Origin of the sequence: Pediococcus damnosus, from assembly GCF_001611155.1 — a bacterium.
GTDB lineage: Bacteria > Bacillota > Bacilli > Lactobacillales > Lactobacillaceae > Pediococcus > Pediococcus damnosus.
In genome coordinates, this window is record NZ_CP012294.1 from 1,857,194 (window position 1) to 1,880,286 (window position 23,093).

Below are 23,093 nucleotides of genomic sequence, written 5' to 3' on the forward strand. Positions count from 1 at the left end.
TACAAAATAGGAGCGATATACAATGAGTGATGAAAAAAATACTACGGAATCTCAAGAACAACCAAATGCACGGTTGAAGCAAAGCCTTTCAGGGAAGATTGCTTTTTTAAATGCGTTACAGACGGCCGTTGATCAGCAAGATGATCGATTAATCTATGAATTGTTGGATCCAGAGCGGTATCATACAGAGGTTTCTAGCGCAAACGATTCGATTAAATCGGGTTATTTTAATTTGGTCGAAGATGTCCGAAGTCAAATTGGTCATTATTTGAGTTATCAATTGATTGATTATTTGGCGAAAATCTATCCATTCTTTTATTATCGGGAAGTTTCTGAAGGAGAATTTAAGATTCTGTTTGGAAACTGGTGGGATCGTCGTGAATTTGGTTTCTTAGATGTTTTGAATCTTGAATTTCAGTTTGACAAAGATGAATATCAGAAACTTCAGGGAACCTTCGAATTAGATGCTAATAATAAGCATTTAAATACCGAAAACATTGCTAAAATTTCAGAAGAAAATAAACAATTACAAGATTTAGTGGCCAATCAAGATCAGCGTGATCAGCGCAAAGCTCAGCTACGTGATCAACTTCAAGATACTAGTTCAAATAGTTCTTTTTGGGAGAGCGGTAAGGTCAAAGAGGAGCGTCAGGCTGTTAAAGACGAACTTACTAAATTAACAGACGAGGATCAAAAAGCTACAGACGCACGAGACACGATGAAGCGTAATGAAGATCAAATTTTAGCGTTATCTAAAGAAGACACAATCTTAAGTTATGAAAAACAGGCTGTTAAACAGGCATTCGGAAGTTTTGAGGCTTTTACCAGCCATTCCAAGAAGCTGTATGCAGACTATTTGATGAATTTGATTGGAAAGGACAAGGTGAGTGCTGATGAGTAATGAATCTTTGAATCCTTCAAGTTTAACAACCAATGGACGTTTGGTAGCCTATAGCGATTCTTTAAAGACTGGTCTTCAGCATGGAATTGAGTTTACAAAATTATTTGATCAGTTAACCGATACTAAAGATGCGAATGAACTGTTAGAAGCATCCACTGCGCTTTTTGATTTTCAGATGGATACTGAGTATGTCGTTTATCCACACAAATATAATGCGAATGATTACTATTTGATTTTTATGAGTCGTCTTCTTGAATTACATAGCGACAAGGATGCCGTTTTGCACTCACGTGAGGATAATTTGAAGGCAGATACTTTATATCAAACATTTCCTAATATTGATGATAAAGAGGAATTTCATTTTGAACAACGGGCTAATCAAGATGGTGCCTTTTATGTTGAACAAAATAGTCATCAGGTGATCTTTTCATTAAATCTTGAAGAAAAAACGATGTATTTTAATTCAGATACAATCACAAAACTTTTTATTACAGAGTGGAGTGACAAATCTGATAAAGATGAAGTTACAAATGCCGTTGATTTGTTCATTCAGTTCGGAAAATATTTGGTTTCAGATTTTGATTTTAGCGTGGACTTTAATATGCTTGATGCATCAAATGATAAAAAGTATATTTTGGCTAATACAAATCTGTCGGAACAGATTATGGATAAACTGTTTGGTTTGTAGCAACTGCAGATAATAATTTGATGCTCCAAAATATGGATGCAGCTCAAGGTGCATTTTTAGAGCTTGGGAACAATATTGTCTTTAGCTTATACAAAGAAACGACTGAGGATGGCACTGGACGTTGGGTAATTACAGTTCATGATCCAGAAGAGCAGTATTCATTATTTGAAATCTTTAATCAGTTTAGCTTTTTAAAGAAATGGTTCCTTGATAATATTGATGAGCTTCAAATTGGTTCTAAAATGGTTTAGAGTGGGTGAAATAATTGATCGATATTCCAAAAATGATGCAATCGTCTATTCAGTTAGATCGGAGTATTGCGGATGAAAAGCATTTAACATTAAGTCAGGATGCACGAATTAAAAATACTTTATTATCATTAGATGTCGAGCTTTCTGAAGTGGCCAATACTTCTGAATGGTTTAAAGTTTGGAAAGATCATAAAGGCAAACACGATGATGGTAAAACAGTTCGTGAAACACTCTTGATTGAGTATGTAGATGCCATTGATTTTTTCTTGTTGTTTGCAAGCGAAAAACAATGGGTAGAAAATGTTGATTTGACTGAAGAGCAATTTGATAAATTAGCAGATAAATCGGATAAACTAGATTTAACTCAAACGTATTTGGCGATTAAATCGATGTTGTTTAGCAGTTATGTGAGCAATCGTCCAGATAATTATCGACACGCATGGCATTTATATTTAAAATTAGGAATGGCAGGTTTTGGTTTTACTGCAGAAGAAATTGAAAAAGCCTTCTATGAGAAAAACAAGATTAATTATAAAAGGCAAGAAAAAGGCTATTAAAGATTTTAGAATAAAAAAGGATCGAAATAAAGGTTAGTTGTCAATAATTAGCACGGGTTACTAGTTCCTTGTTGAACTAGTAACTATAAACAAATTATTGAACTGTCAGCTTTTATTTCGATCCTTTTTTATTTTAAGAAAATAAAAATCAGGTTACTTACGAATACTTTTTAAATCTTTATTTTTCGACTGCGTTTTTGATTGCGGAAACAAAGAATCCCAATCATTTATTACTTGAACGCCAATAGCAAAAATAAAAATAACAAGAATGATCATCAATGGTCCCATATGCATGCCTCCAATTGAATTTTACATTCTCATTATGTCTTTGTTACAGGAATATTTCAAATAATATGCTCATTTATCGTGTATAGTCAAAATTTTGACCGAAATAATCACTTTAAATTTTGTGCTTGTATAAATTATTTAGGCGTGTAGAATTAAGGATTGTTGTGGGGATGCACAACCGTCTTTCTTAATCCCCTCCTAAGAAGTTTAAGAAAGTAAGAGGCTTACCGATTAATTCCAGTGAGCCTCCTTTTTATTTATAATAAGAATATGTAAAATTAATTGCTTGGGATGTGCGCGGTGACGCAAATGGTGGTTAAGGCAGATAAAACTTACCCCTGTTTAGTAGAAAAATAGATTCAATTGAACTTATAGCTTGTATAAATTATTCCAGACGAGTATTATGAAATAGCAATGTAGGGATACATGACAATCTTTCTTGGACCCCTCCGAAGAGTTTGAGAAAGTAAAAGCCTCACTAATTAATTTTAGTGAGGCTTTTCTTATTGAAAAAGGGTTGTCCTAATTTTTGTAAATCTGTGCGAAATATGGTTATTTTCTAGTAGTAAAAAAAAGAGATACCAGTATAACGGTATTTCTATTTAAAAAAGTCGCGATGTACCTATATGAACCGGGTGGGATTCGAACCCACGACCGTCCGCTTAGAAGGCGGATGCTCTATCCAGCTGAGCTACCGGTCCGCGTTATTGATTATAAAGTAAAAAAAAATGTTCGTCAACACCATTTATTTTAAGTATGTGTCAAGTTTTCCTAGGTGCCTTATAATCAACCAAATATTTATACACAATAATTAGTTTGAAAATATTTTTGCCATTGCTCCGATAGGGCTACTTGTTGGGGCATCAACTGGTATTTTACCTGAAAGAACTCCAATATGCTTAGAATGGTGCTTGTTGCTCAGCTGAGCTGAACTCAACGTCTTCAATGATTCCGTAGCGATCTCAATCGTTAGCTCTTGTAACTTTCTTAAACCACCACGTAAGTATTTATCTAGCTTACCGTTTACCCGAGCTTCAATTAATTTCAACATAGCCTCAAGGCCCTTTTCGGACCATACTTTGCCTTGCTTTTTCATTCGATACGTGTACGCTCTGTGTGAGCTTTCAACGGATCCCAATTTGCCGACCCTCATGAAGCCACGATCGTGTGGAGACTTTATAAACTGCCAATTTCTTGCCAAATATTGTCTTAGGACCCTTAGGCTCTCAAGTTCCTTATCAGTTTTAATTTGCGACTCAAATGTATCTAAAATAACGTTTAACTGATTCTGATCATACAGGCTAACGCTCTTAACGGCCTTATCAACCAATGGATTAAATAAACCAAAGGTTTGTTTAATCTTTTTGACAAAGTGATACCGATCGATAGTAAATTCAACTCTTTGAGCACTCGGAACTATTTCTCGCATACTTTTCGGGTTATACCCTGGGCCACCATCACTTGCTGTAAACACGGTCATTTCACTGATTTTATAATACTTCTCAATGTAGTCAGTTACTCGTTTTTGAACCTTTTTTTGATTGATACCAACAAACTCAACTTTGTTTGATCTTGTTCCATCTAATCCTGATTCAAAAACAATGTAATGGTGGACGTCTTGTCTTCGTCGATTAATTTTGTGTATCTCAAAGGCATCGCCTTCAACCACTAAGTTTTCAACTTTTCGTTTCTTAACTAGTTTCTCTTCGGACGATTTTTCTTCTGTCTTCACGGTATCTGCCATGTCTCTGATAATTCGGTCTACTGACCAGGCACTAATATCCGTCTGACTTGCCAGATTGATCATTGCGGCCGTATTTCTCATCGTTGTCGTTTGCCCAATTTTGGCAACGACACTTTTAAAATAAGGTGAAATTCTTTTTCTTTCTTCCAACTGAAGTTGTTCATCCAACGGGAAGTAATAACTTCCATTGGGTCGAAGATAACATCTTCTTTCAAAATTCACGGCGCCAAACATAAACTCAATTGTTCTGGCCTGTCGATTAATGAATGTATTTTCTGCCGGAATTGATGGAACGAGTGTTTCATCTAATTGCCTCAGATATTCAGCTACAACCAGCTGGAATGACTTCCTAAGATGAAGAATTACCTGCTCCTCTAAATCAAATAAACTGTCTAAATTTCCCAATGATTCAATAAAATCTGCTAAAATATACATGAAAGACCTGTATCCCTTCCTTTAATCTTCGTCGATTAAAAGGCTACAGGTCTTTTTCTATATATTCAACTCAAAATGAATATTCCTAGAATTTTATTGACCATCTAGGAAAACCTTACACTAACTATTTTAAAGTATGTGTCAAGTTTTAGTAGGTTGTACTTCTAATTAGATTTTATTTAAGCTTTTACCTGCTTTTTGTTCCGTTCCGGCGCTGATGTGGGGCCGTGTGGGTCGCTTGCGAGCTAACTTCTGTCCCTCATCAGGCCAGAAGTGGATCTCTCCAGTCTTCCCATGTCTCTAAGCGATAAATCGCCAAGTGACATCGACACACTCTTTCATCAACGCCTCCACTACACCTATTATTCAGGTTTTACGAAATAATCTTCACCAAATTACCCATAGCACTACTGGTTGCTGCATCTAGGTGAAGACTACCATGCTTGATTCCTTGATGTTGCGTAAAGGGTTGCTTAAGAAAATGACTTGCAGATATGTTAACTGGTTTGACGTTTATTGGTGAGGCGGCGGGGACATTTAACATTGCCGCTTCCAGTTGACCATTAATTTCACTCGTAATCACATTGACCATTGCTTTTAAGCCAGGTATACTCCAAGAACGACCTTGATGCTTTAATCGGTACGTAAAACGACGATGGTTACTTTCACAACCACCCAAGCACACATTTTCAGCCGTTAAGCTGCGCTCAACAGCTGGTTTTAAGTAATTCCAATTACGCTTCAAATAACGCCGTAAAAGTTGAATTGACTCAAGACTATCTGTATCGCTAGCTATTGATTCACAAGTATCAAGAATAACCTGAATTTGGTCACTATCCCAATTATGAACAGCCTGAAATAACATATTTTGTAGTTTCTTAGGCATCATGCTTAATCGCTTACGAATTTTTCGATTCAAGTGATAACAATCTAAAAAATGTTCATGTTTTTTTGCCCCAATTGCTAATTCATCAAAGCAGGATGGTTCATAACCACTGCCATTATCGCTACCGGTGATCACCGTAGTGTGTTGTAAATCATAGTTTTGACTTAAATAATCTTGTGCTTGCTTAAAAACTACTCGGCGGTTTAATCCTGTAAACACATGCCGGTTTAGCGTCTGTCGGCGCTGGCCATTTTGGGTAATGCCTTCCGTTAATTGAAGTCGGTGCACGAAGATATTCTTATGGTGGTGTTTAGCCTTTATGGCGACACAAAAGGCATCACCTTCTAGATATAAATAAGGAACTTGACGTTTCTTTGCTACAGTTACTAACGTGGTTTCTTCACGCTGCTTTTCACATTGCGTACCTGCTGTTTGATAAAGTTGACCAACTTTCTGATGACTGATAGAAAGTGGGGTTAAAAGGTTAACAGCCAAAGCTGTTGTCCGTAAAACACTATGTGAAGCTAGCTTGGCAACCTTTTCGACCATTAAGGGTGAAAATCTACTTCGTGGAATTAACTGCAAATAACGATCTAAAGGAAATACATATTTTTTATCAGTTAGTTTCACTAACCGGCGTTTGAAAGTCACGGCCCCACACATAAAATTCAAAGTTCTTTCGCGCTTGCCCACAATTTCTTGGTATTCTGTTTCGCCAATTAGAAGATCATCAAGATCTTCTAACGCCTGGCCTAAGGCAGTGGCAATCAACGTCTGACACTGCATCATTAAATTCTGTTCCGCATCAAATAAATTATTACTATCCTTTAAAACTGTCATGATTTCTGTTAATATTTGAGACATGAAGACCGTTACCTCCTAATTTTTGGCTGCTATACCTAATTAGAAGATTAACGGTCTTCTCTTGTTTTGAAAAGACTTTTTTTCACTTTCCTACTAAAACTTTACACTAACTATTTTAAACGTTAACTGCTTTTGATGATCAAACTAAAGAGACTTTGCCAATTCTAAAGAAAGAGTTACGTAAATGCTTTCATTTACACCCATTTTTCGGTATTATAAGAGTAGCAAGTATGAAGGAAGTTGATGACATGAAAAAGAAAATTTACTGGTTATTTCCCTTTCTCATCATAGGGTTGTTGCTAACGGGTTGTAACCGAAATAAAGTGTATGGCACGGTTGTGATCAGTTCAGAAAAGTACAGTCAGGTTCAAACAGACAAAAAGTACTTAAATCAATTATTAGGTGCCTTGGAAAAATTTGATTCTGAAAAACCAAAAACAGCAGATAAAATCTATACGAGTGTTGATGAATTAAACAAACAGGCAAGTAAGGGTATGTCTAAACAAGATAAACAACAATTAAAGGGTGTTTTAATTAGTAACGACAAAAGTATCAAACGGCAAGTCAAAAAAGCTTATGAAAAATATTATGGGTTTGACGATGATTTATCGGGAACGATTGGAATTGAATTTCACAAAGCAGTAAATTTGATGGCCAAGCCGATTACAAAACAAAAGGCAAACCGTGAAAAAGTTTATAATCAATTGATTAAGGATACTAAGGCTCAACAAAAGCTAAATAATGTTGGGACAAACCAATAGAACCAAGTTTTAAGTTCGAGAATGAATTCTCGGACTTTTTTACTCTCCAGAATAAAATTAAATATTGGCCAATCAACTAACGGTTTGTTTGTGGTATAGTTGTTTTTCGGCCTTTTTATAAATATATAATTACACAAGTATCAGCATCAAGTACGTGTAATTAGTAGGTGAGGGAGCAAGAAAATATGCATTTTGTTAACGGTCATACTAGTAATATTCGATTGAATTTTATCCTTAAAGCTTTATGTGTAGGCTTAATTACGGGATTAGTTGTCAGTTCATTTCGATGGTTAGCCGAATTAGCTGGTAATTTCAGTCTAAAAATTTATAAACAGGCGATTCATAATTATTGGTGGATTTTAGTTTTGATTATATTAGCATTTATAGTGACTTACATAGTGGGATTGCTTATGCGCGGGGATCCAAATATTAAGGGTGCTGGGATTCCGCAGGTAGAAGCCCAATTGTCCGGATTTATGGAAATGGACTGGCACTCAGTAATTTGGCGAAAATATTTTGCCAGTGTGTTAACGATGAGCACGAGTATTTTTGTTGGCCGTGAAGGACCCTCTGTTCAGTTGGGAGCAGCGGTTGGTCAAGGATTAGCTGAAACTAGACATTATTCGGCTTCGCAAAGACGGATTTTAATTGCTAATGGAGCTGCGGCTGGATTAGCAGCTGCTTTTAATGCGCCGTTGGCTGGAACTTTTTTTGTAATGGAAGAAATTTATCATAATTTTTCACCATTAGTTTGGATTACATCCTTAACCAGTGCGTTAAGTGCCAATTTTATTTCGTTGTATGTTTTCGGGCTGGGACCGGTGTTACCAATTAGTTATAATCACATTTTTCCACTTGGTCATTATTGGCAACTATTGCTTTTGGGAATTATTCTGGGATTAGCAAGTCGCCTATACCAGATGGGGTTATTAAAAGTGCCAGGGATGTTTGACAAAATTAAAACAATTCCTTGGTATTATAAAAGCTTGATTCCTATGTTATTGGTTATTCCAATTGGACTATTTTTACCAGTCACATTGGGAAGCGGTAGTCGTGTGATTTTAAATATTTCTCATGTAATGCCAAGTTTAACCTTTTTATTGATTTTGTTAGTTGTTCGTTTTGTCTTCGCAATGATTTCTTACGGTGCTGGTGTTGCGGGTGGCTTTTTCATGCCGATTTTAGCAGTTGGGGCTTTGATTGGAGCAATTGTTGGAAACGTACTTTATAGTGCTCACCTGCTTGATTTTAGTTTTGTTAATAATTTGATTATTTTTAGCATGGCCGCGTATTTTGCTGGGATTAGTAAAGCACCATTTACCGCAATTATGCTAATTACTGAATTGGTGGGAAGTATGCGAAACTTCATGCCGTTAGCCTTCGTTGTGCTAGTTGCTTACTTGGTTGTTGATTTAACAAATGGGGCGCCAATCTATGAATCACTGGCCGAGCGTTTAGCGACGTTTAAACAATTACCAATTTTTAAGGGACGTAACGAACAAATTCAGATTCCCGTTTATGCTCAAAGTTTGGTTGAAGATCAGCAGGTTCGGCGTATTGAGTGGCCTAAGGATAGCATTCTGGCCACAATTCGACGTGGTAGTCATGAAATTGTGCCAAGTGGAGATACGTTAATTATTGCAGGAGATTTGCTAATTTTTACAGTTTTCAGTGATAATAGTGGCAAAATCAGGACCAAATTGATCGCATTGACACAACTATTGACGGAAAATGGATAAGTTTTAGAGGAAAAAATTATGGAAATAAAGCGAATATTAAAATATACGTCTGAGCATTACACATTATTACTATCTGCTGATCCGCAGATTTCAATGGTAGAAACTTATCTACAAAAAAGCCGAGGTTTTCAGATGACTGATGGTGAATCTTTAGTGGGAGTTGTAGTTTTAACACCAATTAATTCCAAAAGGATTGAACTGAAAAATATTGCAATTAATTCTAAGTATCAGCATAGAGGACTAGCACAAACCTTAATCAAGTATGTGCTTCACTTTGCAAGACAAAGTGGATTTACTGAAATGGTCGTGGGTACGGGTAGTACGAGCTTTGAGCAACTTTATCTTTATCAAAAAATGGGTTTTCGATGTTTTGAAATTCGTACCAATTTTTTTAGTGATAACTATGCGAAACCGATAATTGAGAATGGGTTGAGGCTTCGGGATATGATTTTATTACGGCGAGTAATCGACAATGACTAACATCGAAAATGAAGTTAATTTAAATAATATTTTGAATATTAGCAATAAATCTAATTCTTTGTTTTTCGATAAAAGGTGCCGTAAAATGAGTGGCTGTAAAGCGTTAGAGCTTGTGGAGGTTTTCCATGAAAAATAAATCAGACCCAAGAGTTATCAAAACAAAAAGGCAGTTAAAAACGGCCCTTATATCCTTACTGGCTAAACAAAGTGTGGAGAGTCTCAACATACAGTGCATCACGAAAGCGGCTAAGGTCACACGAGGAACCTTTTATCTTCATTACACTGATAAACATGATTTTGTGAAAAAAGTAGTTCATGATTTTGTCAAAGATTTTTTTCGAAGTTCTTTAGTTGATGCAAAACCATTTTTGGAACAGAAAGTTCAAATTTCCGAACATCAAGTTCAGGTTTTTTCGCTAGAAGCGGGATTTAAATATATTGCAACTGAGTATCAAACCTTTATGGTCTTGTTTGGATTGACAGGTGAAAATAGGTTTAACGATGAAATCAAGTCGGAATTTTTTTACTATTTACGGTTGTTTTCGACCAAACTAGATCTAAAATCTAGTACACAGGGAATTCCGAGTAGTTTGAAAAATGAATTTATTATCTCTGGATTGTTAGGCATGATTCAAGACTGGTTGGCTCAGGGGATGATTTATACCCCTCATTTTATAAGCACGAAAGCCTATGAATTGTTACATCAAAAAGATTCAGAAAAAGTTGATGTCAGTGATTTCTTTGTTATTTAAGGTATGAGTTGATTTTATTGGCTTTTTTTGATATTATTATAATGTTGTATTTGTGGCTTCCACAGCTACAACCGCTCGGCTTGAGTTTTAAGTTCTAAATTAGGCACTTAAAGCTGGCGAGTATTAGAAAATGAGGAGGTGCACACTGTGTACGCAATTATTGAAACTGGTGGTAAACAACTTAAGGTTGAAAAGGGTCAATCTATTTTTGTTGAGAAACTCAATGTTAACGAGGGCGACAAGGTTACATTTGACCAAGTCTTATTCGTTGGTGGCGAATCAACAACGATTGGCTCACCAATCGTTGATGGCGCAACTGTTAATGGAACTGTTGAAAAGCAAGGCAAAGAAAAGAAAGTAACAACTTTCAAGTACAAAGCTAAGAAAAATCAACATACCAAGAAGGGCCATCGTCAACCATATACAAAAGTTATGATTGATGCAATTAATGCTTAATTTTGGTGATTACCGATGATCAAAGTAACAATTAAGTTGAACAGCAAAACGGGCGTTGAACAATTTAAAATGATTGGGCACGCTGATTCTGGCCCATATGGACAGGACATCGTTTGTGCGGCTGCTTCAGTACTAGCAATTAATACAATTAATAGTGTTGAGCAGATTGTTGGTGTAAAACCTGAAACGAGTGAGGATTCTGAAAATGGTGGTTTATTAACTGCTAAGTTTTCGTCAGACCATAGTCGAGATCAGCTTTTACAGATGCAAGCAATTTTGAGAAGTTTTGTGATTGGTATGAATGATGTCGCAAATAATTATTCGCAATTTATAAAAGTGAATATTCAAGAATAAATATTCGGAGGTGTAAAGCTATGTTAATGAATTTACAATTCTTTAGTCATCATAAGGGTGGTGGTTCCACCTCTAATGGTCGTGATTCAGCAGGTCGTCGTTTAGGTACAAAACGTGCTGATGGTCAACCCGTTAAAGGCGGTATGATTATCTATCGTCAACGTGGAACACATATTTACCCTGGAGCAAACGTTGGTCGTGGAAATGATGATACATTATTTGCATTAACTGACGGTGTTGTACGTTTTGAACGTAAGGGACGTGACAAACGTCAGGTTTCTGTTTATCCTGCTGCAGATGCAGAATAGTTTTAATGCAAAGAATCAGAACGACTGAGTTCTGGTTCTTTTTTTGTCAAAAATATTTATATTTATGACAGACTAAGTTTAACTTAACTTGCTTTTGGGTTACTGATATTGCTATAGTTAGGTGTAAAATGAATTTTGGAGGTAAAAAATATGATTTCGACTTCAGATTTTAAAAATGGTCTAACGATTCAAGTAGACGGCGGAATTTGGCGAATTGTTGAATTTCAACATGTAAAACCTGGAAAGGGCAGTGCCTTTGTCCGAACCAAGTTAAAAAATTTACGAACTGACGCGGCTCAAGAAAAAACATTTAGAGCTGGCGAAAAGATGGAACAAGCTATTATTGATACAAAGAAAATGCAATATTTGTATAATGATGGTGATAACTATGTGTTTATGGATAACGTTACCTATGAACAATTGGAAATTCTTAGTGAAAAATTAACTGAAGAAAAAAATTATCTTGTTGAGAATATGGAAGTCAGTGTTATTATGTTTGGTGAAGAAACTCTTGGTGTTGACTTACCTAATACAGTTAATTTGAAAGTTACTGAAACAGAGCCTGGTATCCGAGGCGATACAGCAACTGGTGGTTCAAAATCAGCAACTTTGGAAACCGGATTAACTGTCCAAGTACCGTTTTTTGTCAACCAGGATGATGTATTAATTATTAATACAACTGATGGGACTTACGTTTCACGGGCATAATTGGTAGGAGGTTTGTAGAATGGCAGAAGATAAATATTTAGCACTGGCAGAGCATAAACCAACTCTGGGTGAGATAAAGATTGCGCCAGAAGTTGTGTCAATTATTGCTGGAATTGCCGTGGGTGAAGTTGACGGTGTGCATTTAAGTAGTAGTGGTTTGAGTGAAAGCGTAACTTCCTTTTTGACACGAAATACAAAGGCACAGGGTGTAAAACTCGGATCAAGTGAAGGTAAACTTCGGGTTGATGTTTATGTTTACTTAGACTACGGTACTTCAGTGCCAGATGTTGCTAAAAAAATTCAAAGTAAAGTTAATCAGCAGTTATTGTTCATGACGGAACTTGAGGTCACAGAAGTAAACATTCATGTAGAAGGGATTATTCCGGCCAAAACAACTTCAACCGTTGATCCTGATGATATTTTTGCGGAAAATGATGGTGACAAAAAGTGAGTTTAAATCGACATCAAATTCGAGAAGCTGCTTTTCAAGTTCTATTTGCGCTAGGTAGTAACTCTGACGCTTCGCATGAAGAACTTTATCGACAAGTTTTGGATGGCTATCATGATCAAGATGAGCCTCCAGCATATTTGGTTCAGTTAGTTGATGGCGTTTTGGAACATCAATCTGAGCTTGATGAAGAAATCAGTAAATATTTAAAGAAAACGTGGTCAATTGAACGGTTGGCACGTACGGATCATCTCATTTTACAAATTGCTTTTTTTGAAATCAATTATGTAGAAGAGATTCCTGGAAAGGTAGCCGTTAATGAAGCTTTGGAGTTAGCTAAAAAGTATGCTGACGATACTGATAAGAATTTTATTAATGGTGTTCTTTCAAACAAACTAGATTAATAAAACCAGAAAAAACAAATTGTTTTTTCTGGTTTTTTCGTATTTTCTATTATGCTAAACTAGGTAGGTAAGAATAAACGAAAACGAGGTCATATTATGGCAACAATATTAGATGGAAAAGCGCTTGCAGCTGAAATTGATAAAAATACAATGTTGGAAGTTCAAAAGCTTTCTGATCGTGGGATCACTCCTGGATTAGTTGTCATTTTAGTTGGTCACGATGAGGCTAGTCAACTTTATGTCCGTAATAAAGAACGGCGCGCTAAAAAAATGGGCTTCCATTCGGTTATTAGAAATTTACCAGAAACGATTACTGAAACGGAATTGATTCAAATTGTCCAAAAATACAATACGGATCCTACGATTAATGCCATTTTGGTGCAACTACCTTTGCCGGCCCATATAAATGATTTTCACGTTACAATGGCAATTTCACCACAAAAGGATGCAGATGGGTTTCATCCACTGAATTTAGGAAAATTAATTTTGAATCAAGCAAATCAAACTCCGGTTGCATGCACACCCTCAGGAATTATGGAATTTTTCAAGGCTTATAATATTCCTTTGGATGGTAAAAGAGCAGTGGTAATTGGAAGAAGTGCAATTGTTGGAAAGCCAATGGCAGCTCTTTTGGTTAACGCAAATGCAACAGTAACAGTTGCACATAGTCATACGACCAATCTTTCTGAATTAACTCGCAAAGCAGACATTTTGGTGGTTGCAGTCGGAATTGCCCATTTTATAAAAGCGGATGATGTTAAACCAGGTGCTGTAGTTATTGATGTCGGAATGGATCGAGATGTTCAGCATAAGTTAGTTGGAGATGTTGATTTTAAAGAAGTTGAGAAAAAAGCTGCCTACATAACACCGGTTCCTCGTGGTGTGGGACCAATGACGATTACCATGTTAATGGCGCAAACAGTTTCGTTAACTAAATGGAGTAGTGAGCAAGATGGATAAAGAAAATTATTTAACGGTAACGGCTCTTACAAAGTATATCAAACGTAAATTTGATGTGGATCCATATTTAGGTCGTATTTACCTGGTAGGAGAAATCTCCAACTTACGAATTCGACCGCATGCGCATCAATATTTTAGTTTAAAGGATGATCAAGCTAAGATCAGTGCCATTATGTTTAAGTCAGCCTTTGAAAAGGTGAAGTTTACACCTGAAACTGGAATGAAAGTGTTGGTTACGGGTCGGATTTCGGTTTATGAACCAACCGGTAGTTATCAAATTTATATTGATAGTATGGAGCCTGACGGTGTTGGGGCCTTATATCAAGCTTATGAACAGCTAAAAAAGAAGCTTAGTGCTGAAGGTTTGTTTACAGCACCAAAACAGCCATTAGTTAGGTTTCCCAAGCGAATTGCCGTGGTAACAAGTCCTTCTGGAGCTGTAATTCGGGATATTATCACAACAACACGGCGGCGGTTTCCGATTGCTCAACTTGTCTTATTTCCTGCACAAGTTCAGGGTACAGAAGCAGCTAAAGAAATTGCTGCGCGAATTCAGCAAGTGAATCAACTTGGCAACTTCGATACTCTTATCATTGGACGCGGTGGGGGTTCAATTGAAGATTTGTGGCCATTCAATGAGGAAATAGTTGCACGAGCAATTTTCGAAAGCCAGATTCCAATTATTTCATCCGTTGGCCATGAAACTGACACAACGATTGCAGATCTAGTAGCGGATGTTCGAGCAGCGACACCGACTGCAGCGGCGGAACTTGCTACGCCTGTTTTGAGTGAGGAAATTTTGAATTTAGCTCAGCGACGGACACGAATTTTCAACGCGTTTATGAATCAGTTAAAAAAAGAGCGCCAAAGCTTAAATCGTTTGAGTCAGTCATATGTTTTTCAAGACCCACGACGTTTGTATGAGGGGTATGTTCAAAATGTTGATTACTTAAATGACAGTTTGAAACAAAATATGGTAGCGGCTTTGAATCACTATGAGAATCAGTGGACAAAAATTAATCAACGATTGTATTTAAATACCCCACTAAATCGAATTAAACAAAATGAGCAAGTAGTTCTTAATTTACAAACAAGATTAAGCAGAGCTATTCAGGCCGTTTTCACCACTAAATCGACCCAGTTACAGCATTCAATTACTTCATTGGATTACTTAAGTCCTTTAAAAATTATGGGCCGTGGCTACAGTTATGTAACGAAACAGGATCGCGTGGTTAAACAAGTTTCAGAATTACAAATTGATACAGAAATTGAGTTACATTTGAGCGATGGAACCGCTCAGGCAAAAATAACTGATATAAAAGATGGAGGATTAAAAAATGACTGAAAAACAAACGGCTGAAAAACCAACTTTTGAAGAGAATTTGAAATCACTTGATGAAATTGTCACTAATTTGGAAAAAGGTGATGTTCCGTTGGAAAAAGCATTAAATGAATTTAAACACGGTGTGACGCTCAGCAAGGATTTGCAGGATACTTTACAAAATGCAGAAAAGACGTTGACCAAAATGATGAGTGAAGATGGGCAAGAAGTACCATTTGAAACACCAGCTCCCAAAACAGAGGCCGATAAAACTAATGAGTGATACAATAACCAAAACTTTTATTCAAGAAAATACTGTTTTATTGAATGATTATTTAAAACGTCATCTACCCGAAGATATTGCGAATGAACAATTAAGTTCGGCAATGCAATACTCTGTTTTAGCCGGAGGGAAAAGGCTGAGACCGTTACTGTTATTAGCGATGGTAAAAACCTTTGGTGGTTCTATTAATGAAAGCACATTGAAAGTTGCAGCGTCTTTAGAATTATTGCACACCTATTCGTTAATTCACGATGATTTACCCGCGATGGATGACGATGATTTGCGACGAGGGATACCAACAAATCACAAAAAATATGGTGAAGCTGTGGCGATTTTAGCTGGAGACGGGTTATTAACTTTGTCTTTTGAATGGTTAGCCACAGCCGGTTTAAATACGAATACGACGGTCAAACTAACAAGAGATTTGGCACAGGCTGCTGGAGCAGCTGGAATGGTTGCTGGTCAGGTCAGCGATATTTTGGGTGAAAATAAACAGTTGACGTTTAAGCAGTTAAAACAGTTACATCGCCAAAAAACGGGTGCCTTGATTAAATATACAGCATTGGCTACAAATGATATTGTGAATCCTGAAGTCGATAATCAAAAGCTTTTAATTCAGTTTGCTGAAAGCTTTGGACTGGCTTTCCAAATTTATGATGATTTAGAGGATGTCGTAGGGACACAGCAGGCACTTGGAAAAGCGGTTCGTAAAGATGCTAACGAACATAAAAATACTTATCCTGGCCTGAGGGGGGTACCACAAACAATTCTTGATTTAAAAAAATGTGTCCAGTATTGTCACCAAGCACTTTCAAAACTTGAAAAAAATCACGTTTCAACGGAATTATTGCAAGGTTTTTTGAATTATTTTCAGTTAGATGAGGAAGAAAAATGAAAAAAGAACGGGTAGATGTTTTATTAGTGTCACAAGGGTTGTTTGATACGCGCGAAAAAGCTAAGCGAGCTGTTATGGCTGGTGAAATTCTAGGTGAAAATGAGGAACGTTTAGATAAGCCTGGAAGTAAAATTTCAGTGGATACTGAGCTCCATTTTAAAGGGAAACCAATGCCTTACGTCAGTCGTGGTGGTCTGAAGCTTGAAAAAGCCTTAAAGGTTTTTAAAATTAGTGTCCAAGGGAAGACTGTCCTAGATATTGGTTCCTCCACAGGGGGTTTTACAGACGTTATGCTTCAAAATGGGGCTAAAATGAGCTATGCGCTGGACGTTGGAACAAATCAGTTAGTTTGGAAGTTACGTGAAGATCCACGAGTTGTGGTGATGGAAAATACTAATTTCCGCTACGCTAAGTTGGCTGATTTCACACACGGCCAACCTGAATTTGCTTCAATTGATGTTTCTTTTATCTCGTTAAAATTAATTTTACCTGCTCTTAAACAAATTATTAAACCAAATGGCAGCGTGGTTGCTTTGATAAAGCCCCAGTTTGAAGCCGGTAAAGATAAAGTTGGAAAGCATGGCATTATTCGTGATCCTAAAGTCCATGAAGAAGTTTTGAAAAATACGCTTAATATGGCAGTTGAAAATGGGTATAATGTGGTAGGCTTAGATTTTTCACCGATTAAAGGTGGCGAAGGAAACATTGAATTTTTGATGCACATCGTTTCCACTGATGAACCAGCTAAGATTGAAGAATCGGTTTCAATCACGAAAACTTTAGAAGCCGCTTATGCACAATTAAATCAGTCAAAAGAGAATTAGCAAGGGGTCGATCAGCATGAAGAAAAGTGAACGACAGCAACAGATTCGGGAGCTTTTAACCAAAAATGATGTGCAAACGCAAGAAGACTTGGTTACGTGTTTACATAAAAACGGTATCCAAGTAACGCAAGCAACCGTTTCTCGTGATATTCGAGATATGCAATTAATCAAACTACCTTCAAAAAATGGCGGCTATCATTATGCATTACCACCAAAAAAAGATGAGAACATCAAATTGCGATTAGCGCGGACACTTAAGGAATCAGTTAAGAAAATGACTAGCAATGCAACGTTTATTTTCTTGGAATTGCAACCAGGAAGTGGGCCAGTAATTGCCAGTTTATTAAATCAGCTAAATAGTGACGATATCTTGGGCGCAATCAGTGATGACGGTTCGGTATTAATTGTTACTAAAAGTGCTGAGGGTGTGACAAATATTAAGCAATTGATTACGGATATGCGCGCAGAATAGGTATTTGATATGAACAATTTAATGAGGTGAAAAAATGTTACAAGAATTGGTAATTCGAAATTTTGCTATTATTGAGAAACTAAACATTGAATTTAATTCAGGGATGACGGTTTTAACTGGTGAAACGGGTGCTGGAAAATCGATTATCATTGATGCTGTTGGTTTATTGGCCGGTGGAAGAGGGTCTACTGATTTTATTCGCAAAGGAGCTAAAAAAACTGTTTTACAAGGGATGTTTAGTTTAAGCAAAAATAGCGAAACACTAGAATTATTAGATCAATATGGAATTGATCATGCCGATCCAACCCTCATTTTGCAACGCGAGATTCAAGCGAGTGGCCGAAACGTTTGCCGAATTAATGGATCATTAGTAAATACCACAATTTTAAAACAAATTGGTGAAACTTTGATCGATATTCATGGGCAAAATGAGCATCAAGAATTAATGCAAGCAGATAAACATTTGGGAATGCTTGATGAATATGCGCGTGTTGAAGTTCAGCCTCTGTTAAAACGTTATCAAACTTATTTTGAACGTTATCAAACTCTAAAAAAGAAATTCGACCAAAAAAAAGCTCATGAAAAAGAGTGGGTTCAACGAGTGGATATGCTTAAGTTTCAGGTTAAGGAAATAGAAGACGCTAATCTTCAAGCTGGAGAAGAAGAACAGTTAAATTCCGAAAAAGAACATTTAGAAAATTTCCAAAAAATTAGCACCACTCTTCAAGCGGCTCAGACTGTTTTAGAGAGCAGTGATGAGACTTCTGGGGCAATTGATAGTACGGGCGAGGCAATGAATGGTCTACGCGAGATTGAGGAGTTAGATGACAATTATAAATCAATTTCAGAAACGATTTCTTCAGCTTATTATCAACTGCAAGATGCTGCCAGTGAAATTAGTAGTGAATTAGACGGTATGGAGTGGGATGAAGGCAGACTAGATCAAATTGAAAAACGTTTAGAGGAAATTTATCAATTAAAACGAAAATACGGTGATACCTTTGAACAAATTTTGAGTTATGATGATAAAGTTTCGACAGAATTACATAATATGATCGATTTAGAATCAGACGAAGGACAAATGGGAACCCAACTTGGTGATTTGAAAACTAAGTTGGATAAGCTTGCCAAGCAATTAACTTTGGCACGTCAAAAGGCAGCCAAACAGTTAAAAAAAGATGTTCATGCACAACTAAAACAGTTGTATATGGATAAAACAGAGTTTGAAGTTCACTTTGATACATCGCAGCCCGTAAAATTTAAATCAACAGGTGTCGATTCAGTGGAGTTTTATTTGCGAACCAATCCCGGTGAAAAAATGAGTTCACTTACGCGGATTGCGTCCGGTGGGGAACTTTCTCGGATTATGTTAGCATTAAAAACAATTTTTGCGGAGTCGCAGGGTGTAACTAGTATTATATTTGATGAGGTGGATACGGGAGTTAGTGGCCGTGTTGCTCAGGCAATTGCTGAAAAGATCAAATTAATTGCCAGTTATTCTCAGGTACTATGTATTACGCATTTACCGCAGGTTGCCGCCGAAGCAGATCATCAATTTTTTGTGGCTAAGGTAGTTAAAGATGGACGGACAGAAACTAAATTAACTTATTTAAATAAAGATGGTCGGGTACAGGAACTGGCCAGAATGCTTGCTGGAAGTACCGTTACCAAATTGAGTATTCAACATGCGAAAGAACTCCTTAAGATGGCACATCGTTCTTAGGAGTTTTTTTGTAGGCCAGATTATTTTCTTGTTGATATGGAATAATGGTTAATCGTAATATTTGCAGAAAGCAGGTAATATACGATAACATAGTACTAGTTACACTTAAAATAGAATGGAGTTGATGTGTGTGTTTTTAGAAATGAAACATCTTTCTAAAGTGTACGGTGGAAAAAAGGCCGTCGATGATTTTAATTTAGACGTTAAAAAAGGTGAATTTATTTGTTTTATTGGGACCTCTGGTTCAGGAAAAACAACAACAATGAGAATGATTAATCGGATGTTAAATCCTTCATCTGGATCAATAAAATTAGAAGGTAAAGATGTTTTGAAAGCTGATCCTGTAAAGTTACGGCGCAGGATTGGATATGTTATTCAAAATGTTGGGCTAATGCCTCATATGACAATTCGCGACAACATTACGCTTGTTCCTAAACTCCTTAAATGGTCGGATGAAAAAAAGAATGAACGGGCAAAAGAAATGATAAAGATGGTTGAATTGCCTGAAGAATATCTAGATCGCTATCCTTCAGAACTATCTGGTGGTCAACAGCAAAGAATTGGTGTCGTAAGAGCTTTAGCAGCTGATCAAGACCTAATTCTAATGGATGAACCATTTGGCGCCTTAGATCCGATTACACGTGAGTCCCTGCAAGATTTTGTACAGGATTTACAGCAGCGATTGGGCAAAACAGTAATTTTCGTGACCCATGATATGGATGAAGCCTTAAAACTCGCAACCAGAATTGTGGTTATGAGTCATGGTAAAGTGATTCAAGTTGCCACGCCAGACGAAATCTTGCGTCATCCCGCAAATGAATTTGTCGAGAACCTAATTGGAAAAGACCGTTTAATTCAGGCCCGTCCAAGTATTACAACTGTTGGGCAGGTTATGTATAATAATGCTGTTTCAATTACACCTGGACGATCTTTGAAAGAAGCTCTGAAATTAATGCATGAAAAGCGGGTTGATACCTTGCTGGTTACGGATGATTCAGGAATTTTAAAGGGTTATGTAGATATCGAACAAATTGACTATAATTATAATACAGCCACGAGTGTTGATGATGTGATGACCCGGAAGGTTTTCTATGTGCATGAAAATTCCATTATTCGTGATACTGTTGAAAGAATTTTAAAACGTGGTTACAAAAATGTGCCAGTTGTAGACGAAAATAAAAAGTTAGTCGGGATTGTAACTCGAGCTTCTCTAGTTGATATTGTGTATGATGCCCTTTGGGGTGAAGCAGATACTTCGACAAATGAAGATTCAACCAAGGATAACAAGGGTAAAGATAAGGTTACCTCAGCAAAGGCGGGTGACGGCCAAGCATGATTAATTTTATTCAGCAATATGGTGGTCAGCTATTATATAAACTCTGGCAACATATCTATATTTCTGGGATTTCACTCGGGTTGGGAATACTCGTTGCCGTTCCTTTAGGAATCTTATTGACACGTATGAAACACGGCTCTGGTGTCATTATTGAAATTGCTAGTGTGTTGCAGACAGTTCCAGCACTAGCCTTATTGGCAATGATGATTCCAATTTTTGGGATTGGTGCTCTTCCGGCGATTGTGGCCCTATTTATTTATTCCTTACTCCCAATTTTAAGAAACACCTATCTTGGAATTCAGGGGGTGGATCCTAGTTTAAAAGATGCTGCAAAAGGTATGGGAATGACTAACTTTCAGTCGATTATAAAAGTAGAACTACCAATGGCTGTACCGGTGATTATGAGTGGTATTCGTTTATCGGCAACTTATGTGATTGCATGGACAGCGTTAGCTTCTTACATTGGAGCGGGTGGACTTGGTGATTTCATTTTTAATGGTCTCAATTTGTATCGGACGGATCTTATTTTAGGTGGATCAATTCCGGTTATCCTTTTGGCTTTACTAGTTGACTGGTTGTTGGGAAAACTAGAGGTTTGGTTAACACCAACAACTACGAGTGCCAGAGCGTAAAGGGGGATCACAATGAAAAAAATATCACGATTTTTTAAAGCTGGCATTTTAGTGCTAGTTTCGAGTATTCTGCTGAGCGGCTGTGGATTTCCTGGTTTAAATTCTTCTTCAAAGGATACGGTTCGAATTGCGGCTCAAAATACAAGCGAGCAGCAAATCATGGCCTACATGATTTCTGATTTAATTGAACATGATACAAACTTAAAAACGACCTTAATTAATAATTTAGGCTCAGGTTCAGTAAGTTTCCAGGCAGTTAAAAATGGCGATGCTGATATATCAGCAATTCGATACAATGGAACTGATTTAACCACCATCTTTAAGCAGGCTCCAGTAAAAGATCCCAAATTAGCGACGGAGAAAGTTCGTAAAATTTATAAAGATAAGTATCATATGACCTATTTTCCATCTTATGGTTTTGCTGACACATACGCTTTTATGGTGACTGGCAAGTTGGCACGTAAAGAAAATTTGGAAAACGTTAGTGATCTAAAGCGACTGGCACCCAATATGACAGTTGGTGCTGACCAGATCTGGGTAAACCGAAAGGGCGATGGTTATGACGGATTTGCTAAGACATATGGATTTAGATTCCAAAAAGTTTATCCAATGCAAATTGGTTTAGTCTATAGTGCCGTTCAGTCCAGAAAAATGAATGCTGTGCTTGGTTATTCAACTGATGGACGAATTAAAAGCTATGATTTAAAAGTTTTAAAAGATAATAAACAATTTTTCCCACCTTATACTGCGAGTCCTATGGCAAGTGATAAGATTTTAAAGGAGCATCCAGAATTGAAACCAGTTTTATTGAAATTAAAGGGAAAAATTTCATTAAGCACAATGCAAAAACTTAATGCTGAAGCTGATAATGACCTAATTGAACCACAGGTGGTTGCAAAACGGTTTCTAGAGCAACATAACTATTTTGATGGGAAGGATGGTAAATAAAAATGGAACATTTAAATATTTTTCAACAGCTAATTTACTATTTCTCACATAATGGTATGTATGTCCTAGCACAGTTTAATCGACATTTTTTAATTTCAATTTACGGAGTATTGTTTGCGGCTATTGTAGGGATTCCATTAGGAATTTTAATTGCACGACACAGCAAACTAAGCTCAGTCGTAATTGGGATTGCTAATGTCATTCAAACTGTGCCATCATTAGCTATGCTATCAATTATCATGCTGGGCTTAGGTTTAGGGGTGAACACAGTCATCGCGACCGTATTCTTATATGCTTTGTTACCAATCATCAAAAACACTTATAGTGGTATGCAAAGTGTGGATCCTAGTATTTTGGATTCTGGCAAGGGGATGGGAATGACACGTTTCCAGCGTTTGTATATGGTTGAACTACCACTTTCAATGTCAGTGATTATGGCTGGAATTCGAAATGCTTTGGTACTGGCAATTGGAATTACTGCAATTGGGACCTTTGTGGGTGCAGGTGGTCTTGGGGATATTATTATTCGTGGGACGAATGCAACTAATGGGGGAGCAATTATTTTAGCTGGTGCTTTACCAACTGCTTTAATGGCTATTATTTCTGATTTGGTATTACAATGGGTACAAAATCGCCTTGATCCTGCTTATAAGCGATCTAAACAAACTAAATAAG

At 36.9% G+C, this 23,093-nt stretch carries 28 protein-coding genes, 1 tRNA gene and 1 other annotated feature; of the genes, 25 read left to right on the forward strand and 4 right to left on the reverse strand.

Annotated features, from left to right (window positions below; all coding sequences use genetic code 11):
- The first annotated feature begins 22 nt into the window (after positions 1 to 22).
- The 4 genes from ADU73_RS08730 to ADU73_RS08745 are packed head-to-tail and all read left to right on the forward strand — an operon-like array spanning position 23 to position 2,397.
- Entirely contained in the window at positions 23 to 901 is an 879-nt protein-coding gene (locus ADU73_RS08730) for a hypothetical protein (RefSeq protein WP_046871657.1), read from the forward strand.
- Positions 894 to 1,589: a hypothetical protein gene (locus ADU73_RS08735; protein WP_062913398.1), complete on the forward strand. Its 696-nt coding sequence runs from the start codon at positions 894 to 896 to the stop codon at positions 1,587 to 1,589. The genes ADU73_RS08730 and ADU73_RS08735 overlap by 8 nt, the downstream gene beginning before the upstream one ends.
- 32 nt (positions 1,590 to 1,621) lie before the next feature.
- The gene (locus tag ADU73_RS08740; RefSeq protein ID WP_145930499.1) at positions 1,622 to 1,840 is read left to right on the forward strand and encodes a hypothetical protein; all 219 of its coding nucleotides are present in this window, start codon (positions 1,622 to 1,624) and stop codon (positions 1,838 to 1,840) included.
- Between the two features lie 14 nt (positions 1,841 to 1,854).
- Positions 1,855 to 2,397, forward strand: coding sequence for a dUTP diphosphatase (locus ADU73_RS08745; RefSeq protein WP_331244673.1), 543 nt, complete (start codon positions 1,855 to 1,857; stop codon positions 2,395 to 2,397).
- Positions 2,398 to 2,550: 153 nt separating this feature from the next.
- Here ADU73_RS08745 and ADU73_RS10680 read toward each other — a convergent pair whose 3' ends face one another.
- The 4 genes from ADU73_RS10680 to ADU73_RS08760 all read right to left on the reverse strand — a co-directional run bounded on the left by ADU73_RS10680 (position 2,551) and on the right by ADU73_RS08760 (position 6,614).
- A complete protein-coding gene (locus tag ADU73_RS10680; protein WP_257722205.1) occupies positions 2,551 to 2,685 on the reverse strand; it encodes a hypothetical protein in 135 nt (44 codons plus the stop codon).
- 627 nt (positions 2,686 to 3,312) lie between these two features.
- Positions 3,313 to 3,386 (reverse strand) — tRNA-Arg (locus tag ADU73_RS08750).
- A gap of 110 nt (positions 3,387 to 3,496) precedes the next feature.
- Positions 3,497 to 4,864 (reverse strand): ISLre2 family transposase, encoded by a 1,368-nt coding sequence (locus tag ADU73_RS08755; RefSeq protein WP_046872291.1) that lies wholly within the window; start codon positions 4,862 to 4,864, stop codon positions 3,497 to 3,499.
- A gap of 373 nt (positions 4,865 to 5,237) precedes the next feature.
- Entirely contained in the window at positions 5,238 to 6,614 is a 1,377-nt protein-coding gene (locus ADU73_RS08760; protein WP_056986623.1) for an ISLre2 family transposase, read from the reverse strand.
- Between the two features lie 248 nt (positions 6,615 to 6,862).
- On the opposite strand from ADU73_RS08760, the gene ADU73_RS08765 reads away from it, so the two are divergent.
- The 21 genes from ADU73_RS08765 (at position 6,863) to ADU73_RS08865 (ending at position 23,092) form a co-directional block, all read left to right on the forward strand.
- A complete protein-coding gene (locus ADU73_RS08765; RefSeq protein WP_046872108.1) occupies positions 6,863 to 7,375 on the forward strand; it encodes a hypothetical protein in 513 nt (170 codons plus the stop codon).
- Between the two features lie 185 nt (positions 7,376 to 7,560).
- A complete protein-coding gene (locus ADU73_RS08770) occupies positions 7,561 to 9,114 on the forward strand; it encodes a ClC family H(+)/Cl(-) exchange transporter (RefSeq protein WP_046872099.1) in 1,554 nt (517 codons plus the stop codon).
- An 18-nt stretch (positions 9,115 to 9,132) separates the two neighbouring features.
- A complete protein-coding gene (locus tag ADU73_RS08775) occupies positions 9,133 to 9,594 on the forward strand; it encodes a GNAT family N-acetyltransferase (RefSeq protein WP_046872100.1) in 462 nt (153 codons plus the stop codon).
- 125 nt (positions 9,595 to 9,719) lie between these two features.
- Complete coding sequence (locus ADU73_RS08780) at positions 9,720 to 10,346, forward strand: TetR/AcrR family transcriptional regulator (protein ID WP_062904205.1); 627 nt, start codon at positions 9,720 to 9,722, stop codon at positions 10,344 to 10,346.
- 59 nt (positions 10,347 to 10,405) lie between these two features.
- Positions 10,406 to 10,480, forward strand: a sequence feature (ribosomal protein L21 leader region).
- Between the two features lie 13 nt (positions 10,481 to 10,493).
- The gene (gene rplU / locus ADU73_RS08785; RefSeq protein WP_062913400.1) at positions 10,494 to 10,802 is read left to right on the forward strand and encodes a 50S ribosomal protein L21; all 309 of its coding nucleotides are present in this window, start codon (positions 10,494 to 10,496) and stop codon (positions 10,800 to 10,802) included.
- Positions 10,803 to 10,817: 15 nt separating this feature from the next.
- Positions 10,818 to 11,156 carry a ribosomal-processing cysteine protease Prp gene (locus tag ADU73_RS08790; protein ID WP_046872103.1) on the forward strand — a complete coding sequence of 113 codons (339 nt, stop codon included), beginning with the start codon at positions 10,818 to 10,820 and terminating at the stop codon, positions 11,154 to 11,156.
- Between the two features lie 20 nt (positions 11,157 to 11,176).
- Entirely contained in the window at positions 11,177 to 11,464 is a 288-nt protein-coding gene (rpmA, locus tag ADU73_RS08795) for a 50S ribosomal protein L27 (RefSeq protein ID WP_046872104.1), read from the forward strand.
- Between the two features lie 150 nt (positions 11,465 to 11,614).
- Positions 11,615 to 12,172 carry an elongation factor P gene (gene efp, locus ADU73_RS08800; RefSeq protein WP_062913401.1) on the forward strand — a complete coding sequence of 186 codons (558 nt, stop codon included), beginning with the start codon at positions 11,615 to 11,617 and terminating at the stop codon, positions 12,170 to 12,172.
- Positions 12,173 to 12,191: 19 nt separating this feature from the next.
- On the forward strand, positions 12,192 to 12,623 hold the full coding sequence (locus ADU73_RS08805; RefSeq protein ID WP_046872106.1) for an Asp23/Gls24 family envelope stress response protein: 432 nt from the start codon (positions 12,192 to 12,194) through the stop codon (positions 12,621 to 12,623).
- On the forward strand, positions 12,620 to 13,024 hold the full coding sequence (gene nusB / locus ADU73_RS08810; protein WP_046872107.1) for a transcription antitermination factor NusB: 405 nt from the start codon (positions 12,620 to 12,622) through the stop codon (positions 13,022 to 13,024). The genes ADU73_RS08805 and nusB overlap by 4 nt, the downstream gene beginning before the upstream one ends.
- A 96-nt stretch (positions 13,025 to 13,120) precedes the next feature.
- Positions 13,121 to 13,984 carry a bifunctional methylenetetrahydrofolate dehydrogenase/methenyltetrahydrofolate cyclohydrolase FolD gene (folD, locus tag ADU73_RS08815; protein ID WP_046872141.1) on the forward strand — a complete coding sequence of 288 codons (864 nt, stop codon included), beginning with the start codon at positions 13,121 to 13,123 and terminating at the stop codon, positions 13,982 to 13,984.
- Positions 13,977 to 15,329 (forward strand): exodeoxyribonuclease VII large subunit, encoded by a 1,353-nt coding sequence (xseA, locus tag ADU73_RS08820; RefSeq protein ID WP_046872142.1) that lies wholly within the window; start codon positions 13,977 to 13,979, stop codon positions 15,327 to 15,329. The genes folD and xseA overlap by 8 nt, the downstream gene beginning before the upstream one ends.
- Complete coding sequence (locus ADU73_RS08825; protein ID WP_046872143.1) at positions 15,322 to 15,588, forward strand: exodeoxyribonuclease VII small subunit; 267 nt, start codon at positions 15,322 to 15,324, stop codon at positions 15,586 to 15,588. Before xseA ends, ADU73_RS08825 begins: the two co-directional genes overlap by 8 nt.
- The gene (locus tag ADU73_RS08830) at positions 15,581 to 16,483 is read left to right on the forward strand and encodes a polyprenyl synthetase family protein (RefSeq protein ID WP_046872144.1); all 903 of its coding nucleotides are present in this window, start codon (positions 15,581 to 15,583) and stop codon (positions 16,481 to 16,483) included. The genes ADU73_RS08825 and ADU73_RS08830 overlap by 8 nt, the downstream gene beginning before the upstream one ends.
- Positions 16,480 to 17,307, forward strand: a complete 828-nt coding sequence (locus tag ADU73_RS08835) for a TlyA family RNA methyltransferase (RefSeq protein ID WP_056986361.1) — start codon at positions 16,480 to 16,482, stop codon at positions 17,305 to 17,307. Before ADU73_RS08830 ends, ADU73_RS08835 begins: the two co-directional genes overlap by 4 nt.
- A gap of 16 nt (positions 17,308 to 17,323) precedes the next feature.
- Positions 17,324 to 17,779 (forward strand): arginine repressor, encoded by a 456-nt coding sequence (locus ADU73_RS08840; protein WP_046872146.1) that lies wholly within the window; start codon positions 17,324 to 17,326, stop codon positions 17,777 to 17,779.
- Positions 17,780 to 17,813: 34 nt separating this feature from the next.
- Positions 17,814 to 19,502: a DNA repair protein RecN gene (gene recN, locus ADU73_RS08845; RefSeq protein ID WP_062913402.1), complete on the forward strand. Its 1,689-nt coding sequence runs from the start codon at positions 17,814 to 17,816 to the stop codon at positions 19,500 to 19,502.
- 142 nt (positions 19,503 to 19,644) lie between these two features.
- Positions 19,645 to 20,838: a betaine/proline/choline family ABC transporter ATP-binding protein gene (locus tag ADU73_RS08850; protein ID WP_081113886.1), complete on the forward strand. Its 1,194-nt coding sequence runs from the start codon at positions 19,645 to 19,647 to the stop codon at positions 20,836 to 20,838.
- Positions 20,835 to 21,470 carry an ABC transporter permease gene (locus ADU73_RS08855; RefSeq protein ID WP_046872149.1) on the forward strand — a complete coding sequence of 212 codons (636 nt, stop codon included), beginning with the start codon at positions 20,835 to 20,837 and terminating at the stop codon, positions 21,468 to 21,470. Before ADU73_RS08850 ends, ADU73_RS08855 begins: the two co-directional genes overlap by 4 nt.
- A gap of 12 nt (positions 21,471 to 21,482) precedes the next feature.
- Positions 21,483 to 22,418: an osmoprotectant ABC transporter substrate-binding protein gene (locus tag ADU73_RS08860; protein ID WP_046872150.1), complete on the forward strand. Its 936-nt coding sequence runs from the start codon at positions 21,483 to 21,485 to the stop codon at positions 22,416 to 22,418.
- A 2-nt stretch (positions 22,419 to 22,420) separates the two neighbouring features.
- Positions 22,421 to 23,092 (forward strand): ABC transporter permease, encoded by a 672-nt coding sequence (locus ADU73_RS08865; RefSeq protein WP_046872151.1) that lies wholly within the window; start codon positions 22,421 to 22,423, stop codon positions 23,090 to 23,092.
- The last annotated feature ends 1 nt before the right edge of the window (position 23,093 follow it).